The organism is Pseudomonas sp. CAU 1711 (genome assembly GCF_039888625.1).
Classification (GTDB): Bacteria; Pseudomonadota; Gammaproteobacteria; order Pseudomonadales; family Pseudomonadaceae; genus Aquipseudomonas.
Genome location: NZ_JBDQQT010000005.1, coordinates 103,109 through 119,483 on the forward strand (window position 1 = coordinate 103,109; position 16,375 = coordinate 119,483).

The window sequence follows — 16,375 nt, forward strand, 5'->3', positions numbered from 1 at the left end:
ATTCACTCCTGGGCCTGCGGATAGCGGTCGGGCCACACGCTGTTGACCAGCGCCTGTGCGGCTTGCGGCGTCCAGTCGGGTTGATTGAGGCGCTGGCGGGTCAGGGCGAGCGGGTCGGTCATGTCCAGGCAGCCATCGTCCTGGCAGGCCTGCAGGCTTTGCGCCTCGATCAGGGTCAGCGGCAGGTCCTGCTGGTCGAGGCGCTGCGGGTCGAGGCTGACCTTGCCACTGACCAGATACCAGCCGGCGTCGACCTCGTCGGCGCTGATCAGGCGCGCTTCGTAGGGGTAGTCCAGGCGCCAGTCGTCGCCATCGCTGCCATCGACGTGCACGATCTGACGAATCTCGTAGGACTCGCCGCGCATCAGCGCGCGGTAAGCGCCACCGGGGCGGATGTCGCGGATCAGGTTGGCGAGCATCTGCTGCGGATCTCGCTGCTGCTCCTTCAGGGCCTGGTACTGGCGCAGCTGCTCCTCGGCGGCGCGGGCCTGCTGCTGGCGCTGGTACTGCTGCTGGCGCGCCAGCTCCTCGGCCTCGCGCTGGGCGATCTCGGCCTGCCTGCGCTCGAAGTTGAACAGGTGATTGTTGGCGGCGCTCGGGTCGAAACTCCAGGTCTTGCTGCGCCAGGGCTTGCGCACATGCACTTCGTAGAGCCAGTCGTCACGCTCATAGCCACTGAGGGCATCGATGTTGCGCACCGCCTGGAAATGCAGCGAGCTCTCCTGCGGCAGCAGGCGCTGCATGGTCGGCACATGCGCCATCACGGCATGGCGAATGCTCTCGGCGGCGCGGAACAGATCGGCGTTGTCGGTCAGCGCGATGATGTCGTCGGTCATGCCCCAGCGCGCGTTGTAGCTGTCGAAGCCGGCGCGCGCGAGGAAGTGGATGCGCTGCGAGGGATCGCTGCCAAGCAGCAGCAGCAGGTTCTGCCCCTTGTCGATGCCGACGATCGGCAGGTCCACGGCGACGCCGCCCAGCGGCAGGCCATGCTGGAAGTAGCCGTCGTAGCGCTTGAGCACGGCGCCATCGCTACGGGTGATCGATGCCTTGCCCTTGCCGCTCAGGTAGCCCTCGCCGTCACAGCTCAGACCCTGGCTGTCGACGCTCAGGCCCTGGGTGCTCGGCTCATCCGGATAGATGACGCGCAGTCGGCAGCCGTTCTGATCCTGCACGGTCTTGAGCCCTTCGACGCCGCCCAGCCACTGACTGGGCGGACTCGGCTGCCAGCCGGCGATAGCGAAGGCCATTGCCGGCGTCGGAGTCTCGGCCGGAGCGCGTTCGTCCGAGGCGGCTTGGCTGACTGCGGGCGTAGCGCTCGGGGTAGCAGGCGCGGGCGTTGTAACGGGCTCTGCCGTCTGGCTGGCGGCGACCTGCGGGGCCGCCTCTGGCGCGGCTGACGGCGCCTCGGGCGCAGTGGCTGGCGCCGACGGCGCGACCGCCTGGTTCGGCAGCGCCTGCCAGGCGCTGGCCTTGCTGGCGGTGCCCTGGGCGGCGAGTGTCTGCTGTCGGTCCAGGCTCTGCCAGGTCAGGCTGCTGGCCGCCGCGCACTGGCTCTGCAGCAGGCTGCCAAGCTTGGGCAGCAGGCGCTGGACCGACTCCAGGCTGGCCTCGCCGGCGAAGGCGAAGCGCATCTTGAGTTGCTCGCCGCACCAGGGCTGGCCCGCCGCATGGTCGACGAACACCTCGACGTTCTCGGCCTTGGAAAACGCCAGGCGATGACTCTCGCTGGCGGCGTGCACGGCGCTGCTAAGCAGCAGCAGGCCGAGTAGGGTCTTGTTCATCCTGCGCTCCACCTCAGATCAACTCCCAGGCGCCGTCGCCGGCCTGGCAGGCCTGCACGGTCTGCGTTTGCTGCGAACCCTGGGCATTGACGCTGTAGTTCACGGTGCGACAGCTGGTCTGCGCGGTGACCTTGTCGTCGACCACGGCGATGCTGTCGAGGTCGAAGCCCTGCTGCTTGGCGCTGGCCAGGTCCATGCTGTCGAGATCGGTAGCGGCGGCGACCGGAGCCGCGCTGCTGGCGCCGCCGGTGGCGCCTTGGCTGGCCAGTTGCGCGGGCTTGGCCGGCTGAACCAGCGGGGCGTAGACGTAGCCGATGCTGACGCCCTGGCGGCCGACCATGATCCAGTCGTTGTCGGTACGGCCGATGGCGGTGAAGGTGCTGCCAGGCGCCAGGCCACCGACCTTGCTGGCATCGGTGCTGGGCGCATTGCGCACGTTGGCCGACTTGATGGCCTGATAGGGCTTGTTCAGCAGCGTCATGTTGGGCACCGCCTGCACCTGGGCGCTGCGCTTGACGGTGATTTCGCGCGACTGGGTCTGGGTGCTGACCGGGGTGATCTGCGCCGTGGCGCCGCTGTGGCTGGAGGTCCAGGAGGTGGACTGGCCGTCCTGGCTGAAGTCCAGCGCCTGCTGGGTCTGCGCGGCGAGGGCCTCGCGATCGCGCTGGTCGAGCTTGGCGCCGATGGTCTTGCCGAGCATGCCGCCGGCCAGGGCGCCGGCGATCATGGCGGCGGTGCGACCATTGCCATCACCGATCTGGCTGCCGACCAGGATGCCAACGGCGGCGCCGGCCAGGGTGCCGACATTCTCCTGATTCAGCCACTCGTTTTGCGCCATGTTGGCGCAACCACCGAGCGCGATGGCGGCGCTCAGCGAGAAGACGGCGGTTCGTGTGAATTGGGGCATGGGCACTCCGTTTGCGTCAGTCGGCTGGGGCTGGGAAACGCCCTGGACTGATGTGCGGAAGTGGCACGCGATGCACTCAGTCCTTGAGCGCGAGAAAATCCGTGGCGCATTTAACCCGGTACCAGCGGGGCATAGCAAGCCTGCCCGGCACATTGATGAGGTTGCGCGATGCCGAGTGCGAGCGTGGCTCGCCGTGCTGGCTCGCCCCGCGAGCGATCAGGCCGACCTTCATGGCCTTCCCTTTCCTCTGAACGGGGAGGGGAGAAAGCACAGGCCCGGCGCGGAGCCGGGCTTGCTGTGTGCTGGCTGGAAGTCCCTCACCCCGGCCCTCTCCCGGAGGGAGAGGGAGTAGGTGGCAATCAGCCTTCGAGTAGTGCCTTGTCGCGCACGGCGCCCTTGTCGGCGCTGGTGGCCAGCAGGGCGTAGGCCTTGAGGGCGGTGGACACCTTGCGCGCGCGCGGAGCGACCGGCCTCCAGCCCTTCTTGTCCTGCTCGGCGCGGCGGGCGGCCAGTTCTTCATCCGACACCAGCAGGTTGATGCTGCGGTTGGGGATATCGATCAGCACCTTGTCGCCGTCCCGTACCAGGCCGATGGCGCCGCCGGCGGCCGCTTCCGGCGAGGCGTGGCCGATGGACAGGCCGCTGGTGCCGCCGGAGAAGCGGCCGTCGGTGAGCAGGGCGCACTGCTTGCCAAGGCCCTTGGACTTCAGGTAGCTGGTCGGGTAGAGCATTTCCTGCATGCCCGGGCCGCCTTTCGGGCCTTCGTAGCGGATGATGACGATATCGCCCGGCTTCACTTCGTCGGCGAGGATGCCTTTCACGGCGCTGTCCTGGCTCTCGAAGATCTTGGCGCTGCCCTCGAACACATGGATCGACTCGTCCACGCCGGCGGTCTTCACCACGCAACCGTCCAAGGCGATGTTGCCGTACAGCACGGCCAGGCCGCCTTCCTGCGAGTAGGCGTGCTCGACGCTGCGAATGCAGCCGTTCTCGCGGTCGTCGTCGAGGGTGTCCCAGCGGGTCGACTGGCTGAACGCCACCTGGGTCGGGATGCCGGCGGGGCCGGCCTTGAAGAAGGTGTGCACCTTCTCGTCCTGGGTCTGGGTGATGTCCCACTGGGCGATGGCATCGGCCATGCTCGGGCTGTGCACGGTCGGCACGTCGGTGTGCAGCAGGCCGCCACGGGCCAGCTCGCCGAGGATGGAGAACACACCGCCGGCGCGGTGCACGTCTTCCATGTGGTACTTCTGGATGTTCGGCGCCACCTTGCACAGCTGCGGCACCTTGCGCGACAGCCGGTCGATGTCGCGCAGGTCGAAGGCCAGCTCGGCCTCCTGGGCGGCGGCCAGCAGGTGCAGGATGGTGTTGGTCGAGCCGCCCATGGCGATATCCAGGGCCATGGCGTTCTCGAACGCCTTGAAGTTGGCGACGTTGCGCGGCAACACCGACTCGTCGCCCTCGCCGTAGTAGCGCTGGCACAGCTCGACCACCAGCCGCCCGGCGCGCAGGAACAGCTGCTCGCGGTCGGCGTGGGTGGCCAGGGTCGAACCGTTGCCCGGCAGCGACAGGCCCAGGGCCTCGGTCAGGCAGTTCATCGAGTTGGCGGTGAACATGCCCGAGCAGCTGCCGCAGGTCGGGCAGGCGCTGCGCTCGTACTCGGCGACCTTCTCGTCGGAGCAGGAGTCGTCGGCGGCCACCACCATGGCGTCGACCAGGTCCAGGCCGTGGCTGGCCAGCTTGGTCTTGCCGGCCTCCATCGGCCCGCCGGAGACGAACACCACCGGGATGTTCAGGCGCAGCGCGGCCATCAGCATGCCGGGGGTGATCTTGTCGCAGTTGCTGATGCAGACGATGGCGTCGGCGCAATGGGCGTTGACCATGTATTCCACGGAGTCGGCGATGATCTCGCGGCTCGGCAGCGAATAGAGCATGCCGTCATGGCCCATGGCGATGCCGTCGTCGACGGCGATGGTGTTGAATTCCTTGGCCACGCCGCCGTGCTTCTCGATCTCGCGGGCGACCAGCTGACCCAGGTCCTTCAGGTGCACGTGGCCGGGCACGAACTGGGTGAAGGAGTTGGCGATGGCGATGATCGGCTTCTTGAAGTCTTCGTCCTTCATCCCGGTGGCGCGCCACAGGGCGCGGGCGCCGGCCATGTTGCGGCCGTGGGTGGAGGTTTTCGAACGGTAATCGGGCATGGCGGCGGTCCTGCAGACTGAATCACGACGCGGGCAGCGGCCCGCTGTTAGGCGTATGGTGAGCGCGCCGCGGGCCGCTGGCAAATGCAGGTAACGGTTGCCGGGGGTACGGGGGCGCGAAGCCGAACGGGATCACCGCTGGCTCGGCCGGGCTCGGGAGTCCGCCTGGGATGGGGGCAGCAGGGGCCGATTCTAATCCCAGGCGCGGCGCCGGCGGAAGGCCGTGGCGACGGCGCGCATCACTCGTCGAGCGCCATGCGCAGGCGCGCGGCGCGCCGGCGCAGCAGCTCGATGGTCACCAGCAGGGCGATGGACACCAGGATCAGCAGGGTGGCGATGGCCAGGATGCTCGGGTTGATCTGCTCGCGCAGGCCCGAGAACATCTGCCGCGGGATGGTGCGCTGCTGCGGGCCGGCCATGAACAGGATCACCACCACCTCGTCGAACGAGGTGATGAAGGCGAACAGCGCGCCGCTGATCACCCCGGGGCGGATCAGCGGCATGATCACGTCGAAGAACGCCCGCAGCGGCGTGGCGCCGAGGTTCAGCGCCGCGCGCACCAGGCTGTAGTCGAAGCCGGCCAGAGTGGCGGTGACGGTGATGATCACGAACGGCGTGCCGAGCGCGGCGTGGGCCAGGATCACCCCGGCATAGCTGCCGGCCAGGCCCAGGTCCGAGTAGAAGAAGAACATGCCGGCGGCGGTGATGATCAGCGGCACGATCATCGGCGACAGCAGCAGCGCGGTGATCAGCCGGCGCATGGGCATCTCGTCGCGGGCCAGGCCCACGGCCGCGCAGGTGCCGAGCACGGTGGCGATCAGGGTGGCGAAGATGCCGATGACGAAGCTGTTCTGGATCGCCAGCAGCCACTTCTGGTCGCCGAAGATCTCCCGGTACCAGCGCAGCGAGTAGGCCTCCGGCTGCAGGCGCAGCATGCCCTCGGTGAAGCTGAAGAACGGTTCATTGTTGAACGACAGCGGCACTATGACCAGAATCGGCAGGATCAGGAACAGCAGCACCAGCCAGGAGCTGCCGCGCAGCAGCCAGGTGCCGAGGTGGTGCCAGAAGCCATAGTAGGCGGGGATTTTCATGCTGTGTCATCCCAAAAAAGCAGCTGCAAGCTTCGAGGCGGAGCGGCCTTGGCTTGAAGCTTGTGGCTTGCCGCTTGCCGCTCCATTCATCCGAGTTTGATATTGCTGGCGCCGACGAAGCGGTCGTACACCCAGTACAGCAGCAGGATCAGACCCAGCAGCAGCGAGCCGAGCGCGGCGGCCAGCTCCCAGTTGTTCGAGCGCTGCATGTGGAAGGCGATGATGTTGCTGATCATCTGCCCGTCGGTGCCGCCGACCAGGGCCGGGGTGATGTAGTAGCCGACCGAGATGATGAACACCAGCAAGGCGCCGGCGCTGAGCCCCGGCAGAGTCATCGGGAAGTAGATGCGCACGAACGCCGGGATCGGCCTGGCGCCGAGCGAAAGGGCGGCGCGCAGGTAGCTCGGGTCGATGCCGCGCATCACGCTGTACAGCGGCAGGATCATGAACGGCAGCAGGATATGGGTCATCGCCACCACGGTGGCGAACGAGGTGTAGAGCATCTCCAACGGCTGGTCGAGCAGGCCCGCGCCGAGCAGGAAGGAGTTGATCACGCCGTTGGTCTGCAGCAGCGCGATCCAGGCGGTGGTGCGCACCAGCAGCGAGGTCCAGAACGGCAGCAGGACCAGCACCAGCAGCAGGTTGGCGCGATTCTCCGGCAGCCCGGCCAGGTAGTAGGCCAGGGGATAGCCGAGCAGCGCGCAGAGCAGGGTGATGACCAGCGCCATGTTCAGCGTCTTGCTGTACAGCTGCAGGTAGATCTGGGTGTCCTCGCGCACCTGCAGGCCTTGCTCCGGGTGCAGCTCCAGGTCCAGCGCGGTGAGGTAGTAATCGTAGGTGTAGACCTTGCCGGCGCGCGCGATGGCGAACCACAGCTCGGGCTTGCTCCAGTTGCGGTGCGCGGCGAGCAGGGTCTCGGCGCCCTTGCTTTCGAGCTCGGCGGGCGACAGCCGGCCGAGGCGCCGGGCGCTGGATTTGACCACGCTGGACATACCGGCGTAGGCGCGGTTGAACTCTTCGGCCAGCTTGCCGGACAGGCGCTGCTTGGCCAGGCCGTGCAGTTCCACGGCGAAGGTGTCGAACACCTGGCGCTCGGGCAGTTGCTGGCCATCCCAGCCTTGCAGCGCGCTCAGGGTCTCGGGAATCAGTTCCGCCACCGTCGGGTGGTGCACGCTGCGCCAGAGCATGCTGGCGATGGGCGCGACGAAGGTCAGGATAATGAACAGCAGCAGCGGCACCACGAACAGGAACGCGGCTAAACGCTTCCTGCGCCGGGCGCTGGAGGCCTGACCGGCCTCGTGAGTGGTCAGGGTAGACAAGGCATTACTCCGGAAATCCCGGTGAGGGCAGCGCCCTCACCCCAACCCCTCTCCCAAGGGGAGAGGGGCTATCGCGGCCTTTACTTGAGCAGCCACTCGTTGAACTTCTCGCCCAGCGACTCGCCGTAGTCGGCCCAGAACTCCGAGCCGGCCTGCATGCCCTTGTCGAGGTGGGCGGTGGGCAGGTGCGGGGTGGCGCTCTGGTCGGCCAGCGGCATGGACGACTTGCGGGTCGGGCCGTAGGCCACGTCCGGCATGCCGGCCAGCGGCTTGGAGCCGGTGGCGTAGGCGATGAACTTCATGGCCAGGTCTTTGTTCTTGCTGCCCTTGACCACGGCCCAGGCGTCGAGGTCGTAGACATGGCCGTCCCAGACGATCACGAAGGGCTTCTTCTCCTGGCGGATGGCGTCGTAGAAGCGCCCGTTGGCCGACTGCACCAGCACCGCGCCGCCGTCGTTGAGCAGCTGCGGGGCCTGCGACCAGGAGTCGAACCAGACGATGTCGCCCTTGATGCTGGCCAGCTTGTCGAAGGCACGCTGCTGGCCTTCCGGAGTGGCCAGCACTTCGTAGACCTGGTCGGCCGGCACGCCGTCGGCCAGCAGGGCCCACTCCATGTTCACCTGCGGGCGCTTGCGCATGGCGCGCTTGCCGGGGATCTTCTTAGTGTCGAAGAAGTCGGCCATGGTCGCGGCCTTGGTCGCGCCTATGGTCTTCTCGTTGTAGGCGAACACCACCGACCAGACGATGTTGCCGATGGCGCATTCACTGTCCAGGGCCTCGGGGATGAAGTCCTTGTCGGCCGGAGTGCCGTCGATGCCCGCCGGCAGGATGTCACGCGGGATGAACTCGAGCAGGCCCTCGGAGCAGGCGCGCTCGAGGTCGATCACTTCGAAGTCGACCACGTCCCACTGGATATTGCCGGACTCGACCTGCGCCTTGATCTCGGCCACGCCGCCGGAGTAGTCCTCGAACAGCACCTTGACGCCCGTGTCCTTCTGGAACGGGTCGATCACATGCTTCTGCTGTGCGGCGCCGTAGGCGCCCCCCCAGGACACCACGGTGAGGCTGTCCGCGGCGCTCGCCTGGGTGGCCGCCAGGCCGATGGACGCGGCCAGGGCAAGGGTGGAGAGGCCGGTACTCAGTGATCTAACCATTGCTGTGCTCCATTGCTTGTCGTTGGTTCGTTAGAGCGTCGTGGGGACTTCCTGCCGGTCCAGGGCCTGGCTGTCCTCGGGCAGCCAGGCCAGGGCGACCTCCTCCTGGGCGCTGAGTCGCGGGGCTGAACTGTCGTTCAGATTCTTCACCACCAGTTCGCTGCCGTCGGTGGTCTGGAAGTGATAGCGGATGTATTCGCCGACGTAGTGGCGGGTGACGAAGCGGGCCTTGACCCGGTTGCCGGCCTCGCCGAGGCGGGTGGTGAAGGTGAGTTTTTCCGGGCGCACCGAGACGGTGGTCGGCTGACCGACCTCGCTGCAGTTGGCCAGCAGCGTGCTGACCTGGCTGCCATCGTCCAGGCGCACCCGCACGCGCTCGCCCTCGACCGCCTCGATGGTGCCCTTGAGCTTGTTGCTCTCGCCGATGAAGTCGGCGACGAACAGGTTGGCCGGGCGCTCGTACAGCACATGCGGCGGCGCGCACTGCTGCACCACGCCGTTGTTGAACACGGCGATGCGGTCGCTCATGGTCAGCGCTTCGGTCTGGTCATGGGTCACGTAGATCACGGTGAAACCGAGCTGCTCGTGCAGGCGCTTGATCTCGAACTGCATCTGCTCGCGCAGCTTCTTGTCCAGAGCGCCGAGCGGCTCGTCCATCAGCACTATGTCCGGGGCGAAGATCAGCGCCCGGGCCAGGGCCACGCGCTGGCGCTGGCCGCCGGAGAGCTGGCCGGGGTAACGCCCGCCGAAGTCCTGCAGCTCGACCAGGGCCAGGTACTCGTCGACCTTGGCGCGGATCTCGGCGGCGGGCTTCTTGCGGATCTTCAGCGGATAGGCGAGGTTCTCGCGGATGGTCATGTGCGGGAACAGCGCGTACTGCTGGAACACCATGCCGATGTTGCGCTGATAGGGGGCGATGCTGGTGACACTGCGGCCGTTGATGAGGATCTCGCCGCTGGTCACGTCCTCGAAGCCGGCGAGCATCATCAGGCAGGTGGTCTTGCCTGAGCCGGAGGGGCCGAGCAGGGTGATGAACTCGCCCTTGGCCACATCGAGGTTGAAATCCTTGACCACCAGGGTCTTGTGATCGTAGGTCTTCTTGACGCCGGTGAAACGCAGGAACGCCTTGTCCGCAGCCGAGTCAGCCATCGGTACTCCCCAAACTCTCCGCCTGGGCACGGCACTCGTGGCGCCGCACCGGATTCTCGCACCAGTGTGTACTGGCGCTTGCCGTATTCATAACCAAAGGCAATAAGCAGGCCACAACCGGAAACGCAGATGCGGCCACGTCTAGAGCCTAGACCAAGAGGCCCGGGCTGCACGCAGGTGTGGCATGCGGTGACGCGTTGGGGAGAATCCACTCGCGCGTCGCACTCCTGAGATGCGACGCGCATCGGCACGATGCGCCGCCGGTCAGCTGTTGGGCAGCAGGCGCACGGTCAGGCTCTTGATGTAGCGGGTCTCGGCGATGGCCGGGTGCACCGGATGGTCAGGGCCCTGGGCGCCGCGCTCGAGCAGCTGGATGTTGCGGTCCAGGTGGCGGGCGCTGGTCAGCAGGATGTTCTGCAGGTGGTCTTCCTCCAGGTGCATGGAGCAGCTGGCGCTGACCAGGATGCCGTCCTTGCCCAGCAGGCGCATGGCCTGCTCGTTGAGGCGGCGGTAGGCGGCCTCGCCGTTCTTGATGTCCTTCTTGCGCTTGATGAAGGCGGGCGGGTCGGCGACCACCACGTCGAAGCGTTCCTCGGCGGCCTTCAGCTCCTTGAGCGCCGCGAACACGTCGCCCTCGATGCAGGTGACCTTCTCGGCCACGCCGTTGAGCGTGGCGTTGCGCTCCACGCCGTCCAGGGCCAGGGCCGAGCCGTCCACGCAGAACACCTCGCTGGCGCCGAAGGCGGCGGCCTGCACGCCCCAGCCGCCGACGTAGCTGAACAGGTCGAGCACGCGCTTGCCCTGCACGTAGGGCGCCAGGCGCGCGCGGTTCATGCGGTGGTCGTAGAACCAGCCGGTCTTCTGCCCGCCCTGCACCGGCGCCTCGAACTTCACCCCGTTCTCCTCCAGCGCCACCCAGTCCGGCACCAGGCCGAAGGCGGTCTCCACGTAGCGCGTGAGGCCCTCGGCGTCACGCGCGGCGGAATCGTTCTTGAACAGGATGCCGCGCGGCTTGAGCACCTGCACCAGGGCCTCGATCACCGCCTCCCTGGCGCGCTCCATGGCGGCCGAGGCCAGTTGCACCACCAGGTGGTCGCCGAAGCGGTCGACCACCAGACCCGGCAGCAGGTCGGAGTCGCCGTACACCAGGCGGTAGTGTGGGGTGTCGAACAGGCGCTCGCGCAGGCTCAGAGCGACGTTGAGCCGGTGCACCAGCAGCGACTTGTCCAGCACGTGCTTGACGTCACGCGACAGCAGGCGGGCGCAGATCAGGTTGTTCGGGCTCATCGCCACTATGCCCAGCGGCTTGCCGCCGGCGGCTTCCAGCACGGCCTGGTCGCCGGGTTGGAACAGGGCGAGCGGCGTGGCGGCCACATCGATCTCGTTGCTGTAGACCCACAGGTGGCCGGCGCGCAGGCGACGATCGGCGTTGGCTTTGAGGCGCAGGCTGGGCAGGGACATGGCGGGCTCCGCAGGAAAAAGGGCGAGATTATAGCCGGCTATTCGGACGCGCGGCGGTTACAAAAACTTGGCTGCAGAGTCGGAAACCCATTGGCTAAACTGTGGCGAACCTCTCATCTTTCCCGACCTTCCCGTCATGGCCCAAGAACTCTCCGCCGAACAAATCCAGCAGGTGCTGCAGGGCATCAGCGTGCCGCCGCAACCGCAAATCATGGTCGACCTGCAGATGGAGCAGTTCCTGCCCAATCCGGACCTGCGCACCATCGCCAGGCTGATCAGCCAGGACCCTGGCCTGTCCGGCGCGCTGCTGAAGATAGTCAACTCGGCGCACTTCGGTCTGGCCAACCGCATCGCCTCGATCCAGCAGGCGGTCAACCTGCTCGGCTGCGACACCGTGATCAACCTGATCAACGCCCAGTCGATCAAGGGCGAGCTGACCGACGAGGCCATCGTCACCCTCAACCGCTTCTGGGACAGCGCCCAGGACGTGGCCATGACCTGCCTGACCCTGGCCAAGCGCATCGGCTACCAGTCGCCGGACGAGGCCTACACCCTCGGCCTGTTCCACAACTGCGGCATCCCGCTGATGCTCAAACGCTTCCCCAACTACATGACGGTGCTGGAGGAGGCCTACTACAACGCCGGCAGCGAGCGCCGCGTGGTGGACACCGAGAACCGCCTGCTCAACACCAACCATGCGGTGGTCGGCTACTTCACCGCCAAGTCGTGGAACCTGCCGCTGCACCTGTGCGAGGCCATCGCCAACCACCACAACGCGCTGTCCTTCTTCGAGGAGGAGGGCGGCCGCGACGCCCAGCTGAAGACGCTGATGGCCATCCTCAAGATGGCCGAGCACATCTGCTCCAGCTACAAAGTGCTGGGTAACCAGGCAGAGGACCACGAGTGGAACTGCATCCAGAACCAGGTGCTGGAGTACGTGGGCCTGTCCGAGTACGACTTCGAGAATCTCAAGGAGTCGATCCGCGAGCTGGGCCCGGGCTGATTCCCCGCCCCGGCCCTTCCTGCTAGGGTGGCGCCCTGCTCAAGAAGTACCGAGTCACCCCATGCCCGAACTACCCGAAGTCGAAACCACCCGCCGCGGCATCGCCCCGCACCTCGTCGGCCAGCGCGTCAGTCGCGTGCTGGTGCGCGAGCGGCGCCTGCGCTGGCCGATCCCCGAAGACCTCGACGTGCGCCTGTCCGGCCAACGCATCGAGTGCGTCGAGCGGCGCGCCAAGTACCTGCTGATCCAGGCCGAGAGCGGCACCCTGATCGGCCATCTGGGCATGTCCGGCAACCTGCGCCTGGTGCCGGTGGGCACCCCGGCGGGCAAGCACGAACATGTCGACATCGAGCTGGAGTCGGGCCTGGCGCTGCGCTACACCGACCCGCGGCGCTTCGGCGCCCTGCTCTGGAGCGAGGACCCGCTCAACCACGAGCTGCTCGCCAGGCTGGGCCCCGAGCCGCTGACCGAGGCCTTCGACGGCGAGCTGCTGTACCGGCAGTCGCGCGGGCGCAGCATGGCGGTCAAGCCCTTCATCATGGATAACGCCGTGGTGGTCGGGGTGGGCAATATCTACGCGACCGAGGCGCTGTTCGCCGCCGGCATCGACCCGCGCCGCGAGGCCGGCTCCATCTCCCGCGCCCGCTACGCGAAGCTGGCCGAGGCGATCAAGCGCATCCTGGCCCAGGCCATCGAACGCGGCGGCACCACATTGCGCGACTTCGTCGGCGGCGACGGCCAGCCCGGCTACTTCCAGCAGGAGCTGTTCGTCTACGGCCGCGGTGGCGAGTTCTGCAAGCTCTGCGGCGCCACCCTGCGCGAGATGAAGCTGGGCCAGCGCGCCAGCGTCTACTGCCCCAAGTGCCAGCGCTGAGCGCCATACAGCCGAGAACAACAATAAGAGGTGAAAGATGTCCGGCAACTACCTGCCGCCAAACCCGCTCGCCGAGTGGGTCGGGCGCACAGCCCTGCGCCTCATGGGCTGGCGCATCGAGGGCCAGCTGCCCCAGCTCGACAAGTTCGTCGTGATCGGCGCGCACCACACGTCCAACTGGGACTTCGTGATCTTTATCGCGCTGAAGTTCGTGTTGAGGCTGAACGCCCGCTGGTTCGGCAAGCACAGCATCTTCCGCTGGCCCTTCGGCGGCCTGATGCGCCGCTGGGGCGGCATCCCGATCGAACGCCATCTGCGCCTGAACAGGGTCGAGCAGGCCATCCAGCGCTTTCGCGAGCACCGCGAGTTCATCCTGGTGCTCTCCCCGGAAGGCACGCGCAAGAAGGTGGCGCGCTGGAAGATGGGCTTCTACCACATCGCCCTGGGCGCCGGCGTGCCGATAGTCCCGGGCGCCCTGGACTTCGCCAACCGGCGGGTGGTGATCGGCCCGCCCTTTCAACCGACCGGCGACGAGGCGGCCGACCTCAAGGCGCTGCTGGCCTTCTTCCGCCCCTATGTGCCGAAAAAGCCGGAATACGCCTTCCACGGCGATTGACGGGGTTCACGCTGACATTTGCGTGGGCGCTGTTATAGTTACCTGCACGTTCTGCCATAACGACACCAATGAAGGATCGCGCCATGAACCTGTTCCGCACCACCGCCGCTGTCTTGGCTCTGACCACTGGCCTGCTGGCCCTGCCGGCGCAGGCGCAGGAAGTGGTCCAGCAAAACGTCAGTGGCGATCCCACATACACTGTCAATACCCCCAAAGGCTATGCCATGGCCGGCGACCTGATCATCGCCCGCCCGCTGCTGATTGCCGGCACCGTGATCGGGGCGGGGATGTTCCTGATCAGCCTGCCCTTCACCGCCGCCGGCGGCAACGTCAAGGAAGCCGGCCAAGCGCTGGTGGTGGAGCCGGGCATGGCCGCCTTCGTGCGCTGCCTGGGCTGCACCGAGAGCGGCTACAAGAAGGACTGATCCTTCGCCGCCGAGAAAACAGAAGCCGGTCGATCGACCGGCTTCTTCGCTTCTGGCGGAAGGGCTATGCCCCATGTCCGTTGGAGCGAGCTCTGCTCGCGAACGGTCGCACGCAAGAGCTTCGCGAGCAGAGCTCGCTCCCATGGGAGGCGCCCGCCACAACCCTTCAGTTACCGGTCTTGATCTTGCTCCAGACCCGCGTGCGCACCCGCTCGATCTTCTGCGGCAGCGGCTTGAGCACATAGAGGTTCTTCTGCACCTGCGCCGGCGGGGTCAGGTCGGCGTCGTCGCGAATCTCGGCACTGACCAGCGCCATGCCATCCTTGTTCGGGTTGGGGTAGCCGAGGAAGTCGCTGATCGGCGCCACCACCTTCGGGTCCAGCAGGTTGTCGAGGAAGGCATGCGCCTCCTCGACGTTCTTCGCGTCGGCCGGGATGGCGAAGGAGTCGTACCACAGCGGCGCGCCTTCCTTCGGCAGCTTCCACTTCACCACCACGCCGTTGCCCGCCTCCTTGGCGCGGTTGGCGAACTGGAAGAAGCTGCCGGAATAGCCGATGGCCACGCAGATGTCGCCGTTGGCGATATCGGTCATGTACTTGGCGGAGTGGAAGTAGGCCACATGGGGGCGGACCTTCAGCAGCAGCTCGGCGGCCTTGTCGTAGTCGGCCGAACGGGTGCTGTTCGGGTCCAGGCCCAGATAGCCGAGGGCGATCGGCAGGATCTCGCCGGGCGAATCGAGCATGGCCACGCCGCAGCTCTTGAGCTTCTCCATGTTCTCCGGTTTGAACACCAGGTCCCAGCTGTCCACCGGGGCGCTGTCGCCGAGGGCGGCCTTGACCTTGTCCGGGTTGTAGCCGATCAGCACGGTGCCATACATGTAGGGCACCGCGTGTTCATTGCCGGGGTCGTTGGCGCTCATCAGCTCGAGCAGGTCGGGGTCGAGGTGCCGCCAGTTGGGCAGCCTGGACTTGTCCAGCTTCTGGTAGACGCCGGCCTTGAGCTGGTTTTCCAGGAAGGTGTTGGTCGGCACCACCAGGTCATAGCCGGAGTTGCCGGTGAGCAGCTTGGCTTCGAGGGCCTCGTTGGACTCGTAGGTGTCCCAGGTCAGCTCGATGCCGGTGTTCTTGGCAAACGCCTTGGGCACCTCGGGCAGCATGTAGTCGGCCCAGTTGTACACGCGCAGTTCGGCGGCAGCGGCCTGCAGCGCGCCGGCACACAACGAGGCGCCGAACAGCAGCGCAGTGGCTCTTTTCATAGCGGTTGTCTCCCCTGGTTGAGTCGGGCTCAGGCGCCCTGGAAACCTTCGAGTACGTTGACGGCGTTGACGCCGATTTCGGCGACCGCGTAGCCGCCCTCCATGACGAACAGCGTGGGCACGCCGAGCGCGGCGATGCGCTCGCCCATGCGCAGATAGTCCGGGCTGTCGAGCCTGAAACTGGAGATGGGGTCGTCCTTGTAGGTGTCTACGCCGAGGGATATCAGCAGCACCTCGGGAGCATAGGCGGCGATGCGCCGGCAAGCGGTCTCCAGCGCGTTGCCCCAGGTATCCCAGGCGCTGCCGGCGGCCAGCGGCAGGTTGAGGTTGCAGCCCTCGCCCGCGCCCGTGCCGGTCTCGTCGGCATAGCCGAGGAAGTGCGGATACTCGAAGCTGGGACTGCCGTGGATATTGACCACCAGCACATCGGCGCGGTCGTAGAAGATCGCCTGGGTGCCGTTGCCGTGGTGGTAGTCGACATCGAGGATGGCCACCCGCGCGGCGCCCTGGTCGAGGCAGGCCTGGGCGGCGATGGCGACGTTGTTCAGGTAGCAGTAGCCGCCCATCACGTCGGCCGCCGCGTGGTGGCCCGGCGGCCGGCACAGGGCGAAGGCGCAGAGCGCCCCGGCGGCGATCTCGCGCTGGCCGCTCAGCGCCACCTGGGCCGAGGCGTAGGCCGCCTGCCAGGTGCCGGAAGTGATCGGGGCGAAACAGTCGAAGCTGTGGAAGCCATACTGACCGTAGAGGTCGTCCGGGCGCTTGCCGCGCAGATGCCGCGCCGGGAACACGCCGGGCAGGAAGTCGGCGCTGTTGCCCTGCTCCGTCCAGCGCCGCCAGGCGCTCTGCAGAAACTGCAGATAGTCATCGGTGTGGATGCGGGCGATCGGCGCCAGGCCGAAGTCCGCCGGAGGCAGCACCTCGCCGACAGCCCGCTCGCACACCCGCGCCAGCACATGGTCGGCGCGCGCCGGCATCTCGAAGCAGGGCTTGAATTCGCCGCCGACCATCTCGCCGCGGGCGTGGTGCAGGCGGTGGTCGTCGCTGTAGAAGGTCAGCATCTGGTCGCTCTCCGCAAGGTCTGGCCGCATTGTTGGCGGCCACCGGCCTTCGGGAGAACGATAGGGCCGGCCAACAAAGGGATA

General features: G+C 66.9%; 15 protein-coding genes. 4 read left to right on the top strand and 11 right to left on the bottom strand.

Annotated elements, in window-relative coordinates:
• Positions 1–2: 2 nt before the first annotated feature.
• The 9 genes from AAFN46_RS07115 to AAFN46_RS07155 all read right to left on the bottom strand — a co-directional run bounded on the left by AAFN46_RS07115 (position 3) and on the right by AAFN46_RS07155 (position 11,060).
• Entirely contained in the window at positions 3–1,781 is a 1,779-nt protein-coding gene (locus AAFN46_RS07115) for a hypothetical protein (protein ID WP_347807996.1), read from the bottom strand.
• A gap of 13 nt (positions 1,782–1,794) precedes the next feature.
• Positions 1,795–2,688: an SH3 domain-containing protein gene (locus AAFN46_RS07120; RefSeq protein ID WP_347807997.1), complete on the bottom strand. Its 894-nt coding sequence runs from the start codon at positions 2,686–2,688 to the stop codon at positions 1,795–1,797.
• A 76-nt stretch (positions 2,689–2,764) separates the two neighbouring features.
• Positions 2,765–2,920: a hypothetical protein gene (locus AAFN46_RS07125; RefSeq protein ID WP_347807998.1), complete on the bottom strand. Its 156-nt coding sequence runs from the start codon at positions 2,918–2,920 to the stop codon at positions 2,765–2,767.
• A 127-nt stretch (positions 2,921–3,047) separates the two neighbouring features.
• Entirely contained in the window at positions 3,048–4,886 is a 1,839-nt protein-coding gene (gene ilvD / locus AAFN46_RS07130; RefSeq protein ID WP_347807999.1) for a dihydroxy-acid dehydratase, read from the bottom strand.
• A gap of 239 nt (positions 4,887–5,125) precedes the next feature.
• Positions 5,126–5,977: an ABC transporter permease gene (locus AAFN46_RS07135; RefSeq protein WP_347808000.1), complete on the bottom strand. Its 852-nt coding sequence runs from the start codon at positions 5,975–5,977 to the stop codon at positions 5,126–5,128.
• A gap of 86 nt (positions 5,978–6,063) precedes the next feature.
• On the bottom strand, positions 6,064–7,296 hold the full coding sequence (locus tag AAFN46_RS07140) for an ABC transporter permease (protein WP_347808001.1): 1,233 nt from the start codon (positions 7,294–7,296) through the stop codon (positions 6,064–6,066).
• 80 nt (positions 7,297–7,376) lie between these two features.
• Complete coding sequence (locus AAFN46_RS07145; RefSeq protein ID WP_347808002.1) at positions 7,377–8,450, bottom strand: ABC transporter substrate-binding protein; 1,074 nt, start codon at positions 8,448–8,450, stop codon at positions 7,377–7,379.
• Between the two features lie 30 nt (positions 8,451–8,480).
• Positions 8,481–9,599: an ABC transporter ATP-binding protein gene (locus tag AAFN46_RS07150; RefSeq protein ID WP_347808003.1), complete on the bottom strand. Its 1,119-nt coding sequence runs from the start codon at positions 9,597–9,599 to the stop codon at positions 8,481–8,483.
• A gap of 264 nt (positions 9,600–9,863) precedes the next feature.
• On the bottom strand, positions 9,864–11,060 hold the full coding sequence (locus AAFN46_RS07155; protein WP_347808004.1) for a class I SAM-dependent rRNA methyltransferase: 1,197 nt from the start codon (positions 11,058–11,060) through the stop codon (positions 9,864–9,866).
• A 190-nt stretch (positions 11,061–11,250) separates the two neighbouring features.
• On the opposite strand from AAFN46_RS07155, the gene AAFN46_RS07160 reads away from it, so the two are divergent.
• From AAFN46_RS07160 to AAFN46_RS07175, 4 genes are all read left to right on the top strand, one after another.
• Entirely contained in the window at positions 11,251–12,063 is an 813-nt protein-coding gene (locus AAFN46_RS07160; protein ID WP_347808151.1) for an HDOD domain-containing protein, read from the top strand.
• 61 nt (positions 12,064–12,124) lie between these two features.
• Positions 12,125–12,937 (top strand): bifunctional DNA-formamidopyrimidine glycosylase/DNA-(apurinic or apyrimidinic site) lyase, encoded by an 813-nt coding sequence (gene mutM / locus AAFN46_RS07165; RefSeq protein WP_347808005.1) that lies wholly within the window; start codon positions 12,125–12,127, stop codon positions 12,935–12,937.
• Between the two features lie 37 nt (positions 12,938–12,974).
• Positions 12,975–13,553, top strand: a complete 579-nt coding sequence (locus AAFN46_RS07170) for a lysophospholipid acyltransferase family protein (RefSeq protein ID WP_347808006.1) — start codon at positions 12,975–12,977, stop codon at positions 13,551–13,553.
• Positions 13,554–13,636: 83 nt separating this feature from the next.
• Complete coding sequence (locus AAFN46_RS07175) at positions 13,637–13,978, top strand: multidrug transporter (protein ID WP_347808007.1); 342 nt, start codon at positions 13,637–13,639, stop codon at positions 13,976–13,978.
• A 166-nt stretch (positions 13,979–14,144) separates the two neighbouring features.
• Here the strand turns inward: AAFN46_RS07175 and AAFN46_RS07180 are convergent, their stop codons facing one another.
• Positions 14,145–15,233 (bottom strand): polyamine ABC transporter substrate-binding protein, encoded by a 1,089-nt coding sequence (locus AAFN46_RS07180; RefSeq protein WP_347808008.1) that lies wholly within the window; start codon positions 15,231–15,233, stop codon positions 14,145–14,147.
• A 29-nt stretch (positions 15,234–15,262) separates the two neighbouring features.
• Complete coding sequence (locus AAFN46_RS07185) at positions 15,263–16,291, bottom strand: histone deacetylase family protein (RefSeq protein ID WP_347808009.1); 1,029 nt, start codon at positions 16,289–16,291, stop codon at positions 15,263–15,265.
• Positions 16,292–16,375: the final 84 nt, after the last annotated feature.

Bases quoted from the DNA above. Each gene is read 5' to 3' on its own strand.
- AAFN46_RS07115 (WP_347807996.1), bottom strand. From the start codon at position 1,781: ATGAACAAGACCCTACTCGGCCTGCTGCTGCTTAGCAGCGCCGTGCAC.
- AAFN46_RS07120 (WP_347807997.1), bottom strand. From the start codon at position 2,688: ATGCCCCAATTCACACGAACCGCCGTCTTCTCGCTGAGCGCCGCCATC.
- AAFN46_RS07125 (WP_347807998.1), bottom strand. From the start codon at position 2,920: ATGAAGGTCGGCCTGATCGCTCGCGGGGCGAGCCAGCACGGCGAGCCA.
- ilvD (WP_347807999.1), bottom strand. From the start codon at position 4,886: ATGCCCGATTACCGTTCGAAAACCTCCACCCACGGCCGCAACATGGCC.
- AAFN46_RS07135 (WP_347808000.1), bottom strand. From the start codon at position 5,977: ATGAAAATCCCCGCCTACTATGGCTTCTGGCACCACCTCGGCACCTGG.
- AAFN46_RS07145 (WP_347808002.1), bottom strand. From the start codon at position 8,450: ATGGTTAGATCACTGAGTACCGGCCTCTCCACCCTTGCCCTGGCCGCG.
- AAFN46_RS07150 (WP_347808003.1), bottom strand. From the start codon at position 9,599: ATGGCTGACTCGGCTGCGGACAAGGCGTTCCTGCGTTTCACCGGCGTC.
- AAFN46_RS07155 (WP_347808004.1), bottom strand. From the start codon at position 11,060: ATGTCCCTGCCCAGCCTGCGCCTCAAAGCCAACGCCGATCGTCGCCTG.
- mutM (WP_347808005.1), top strand. From the start codon at position 12,125: ATGCCCGAACTACCCGAAGTCGAAACCACCCGCCGCGGCATCGCCCCG.
- AAFN46_RS07170 (WP_347808006.1), top strand. From the start codon at position 12,975: ATGTCCGGCAACTACCTGCCGCCAAACCCGCTCGCCGAGTGGGTCGGG.
- AAFN46_RS07175 (WP_347808007.1), top strand. From the start codon at position 13,637: ATGAACCTGTTCCGCACCACCGCCGCTGTCTTGGCTCTGACCACTGGC.
- AAFN46_RS07180 (WP_347808008.1), bottom strand. From the start codon at position 15,233: ATGAAAAGAGCCACTGCGCTGCTGTTCGGCGCCTCGTTGTGTGCCGGC.
- AAFN46_RS07185 (WP_347808009.1), bottom strand. From the start codon at position 16,291: ATGCTGACCTTCTACAGCGACGACCACCGCCTGCACCACGCCCGCGGC.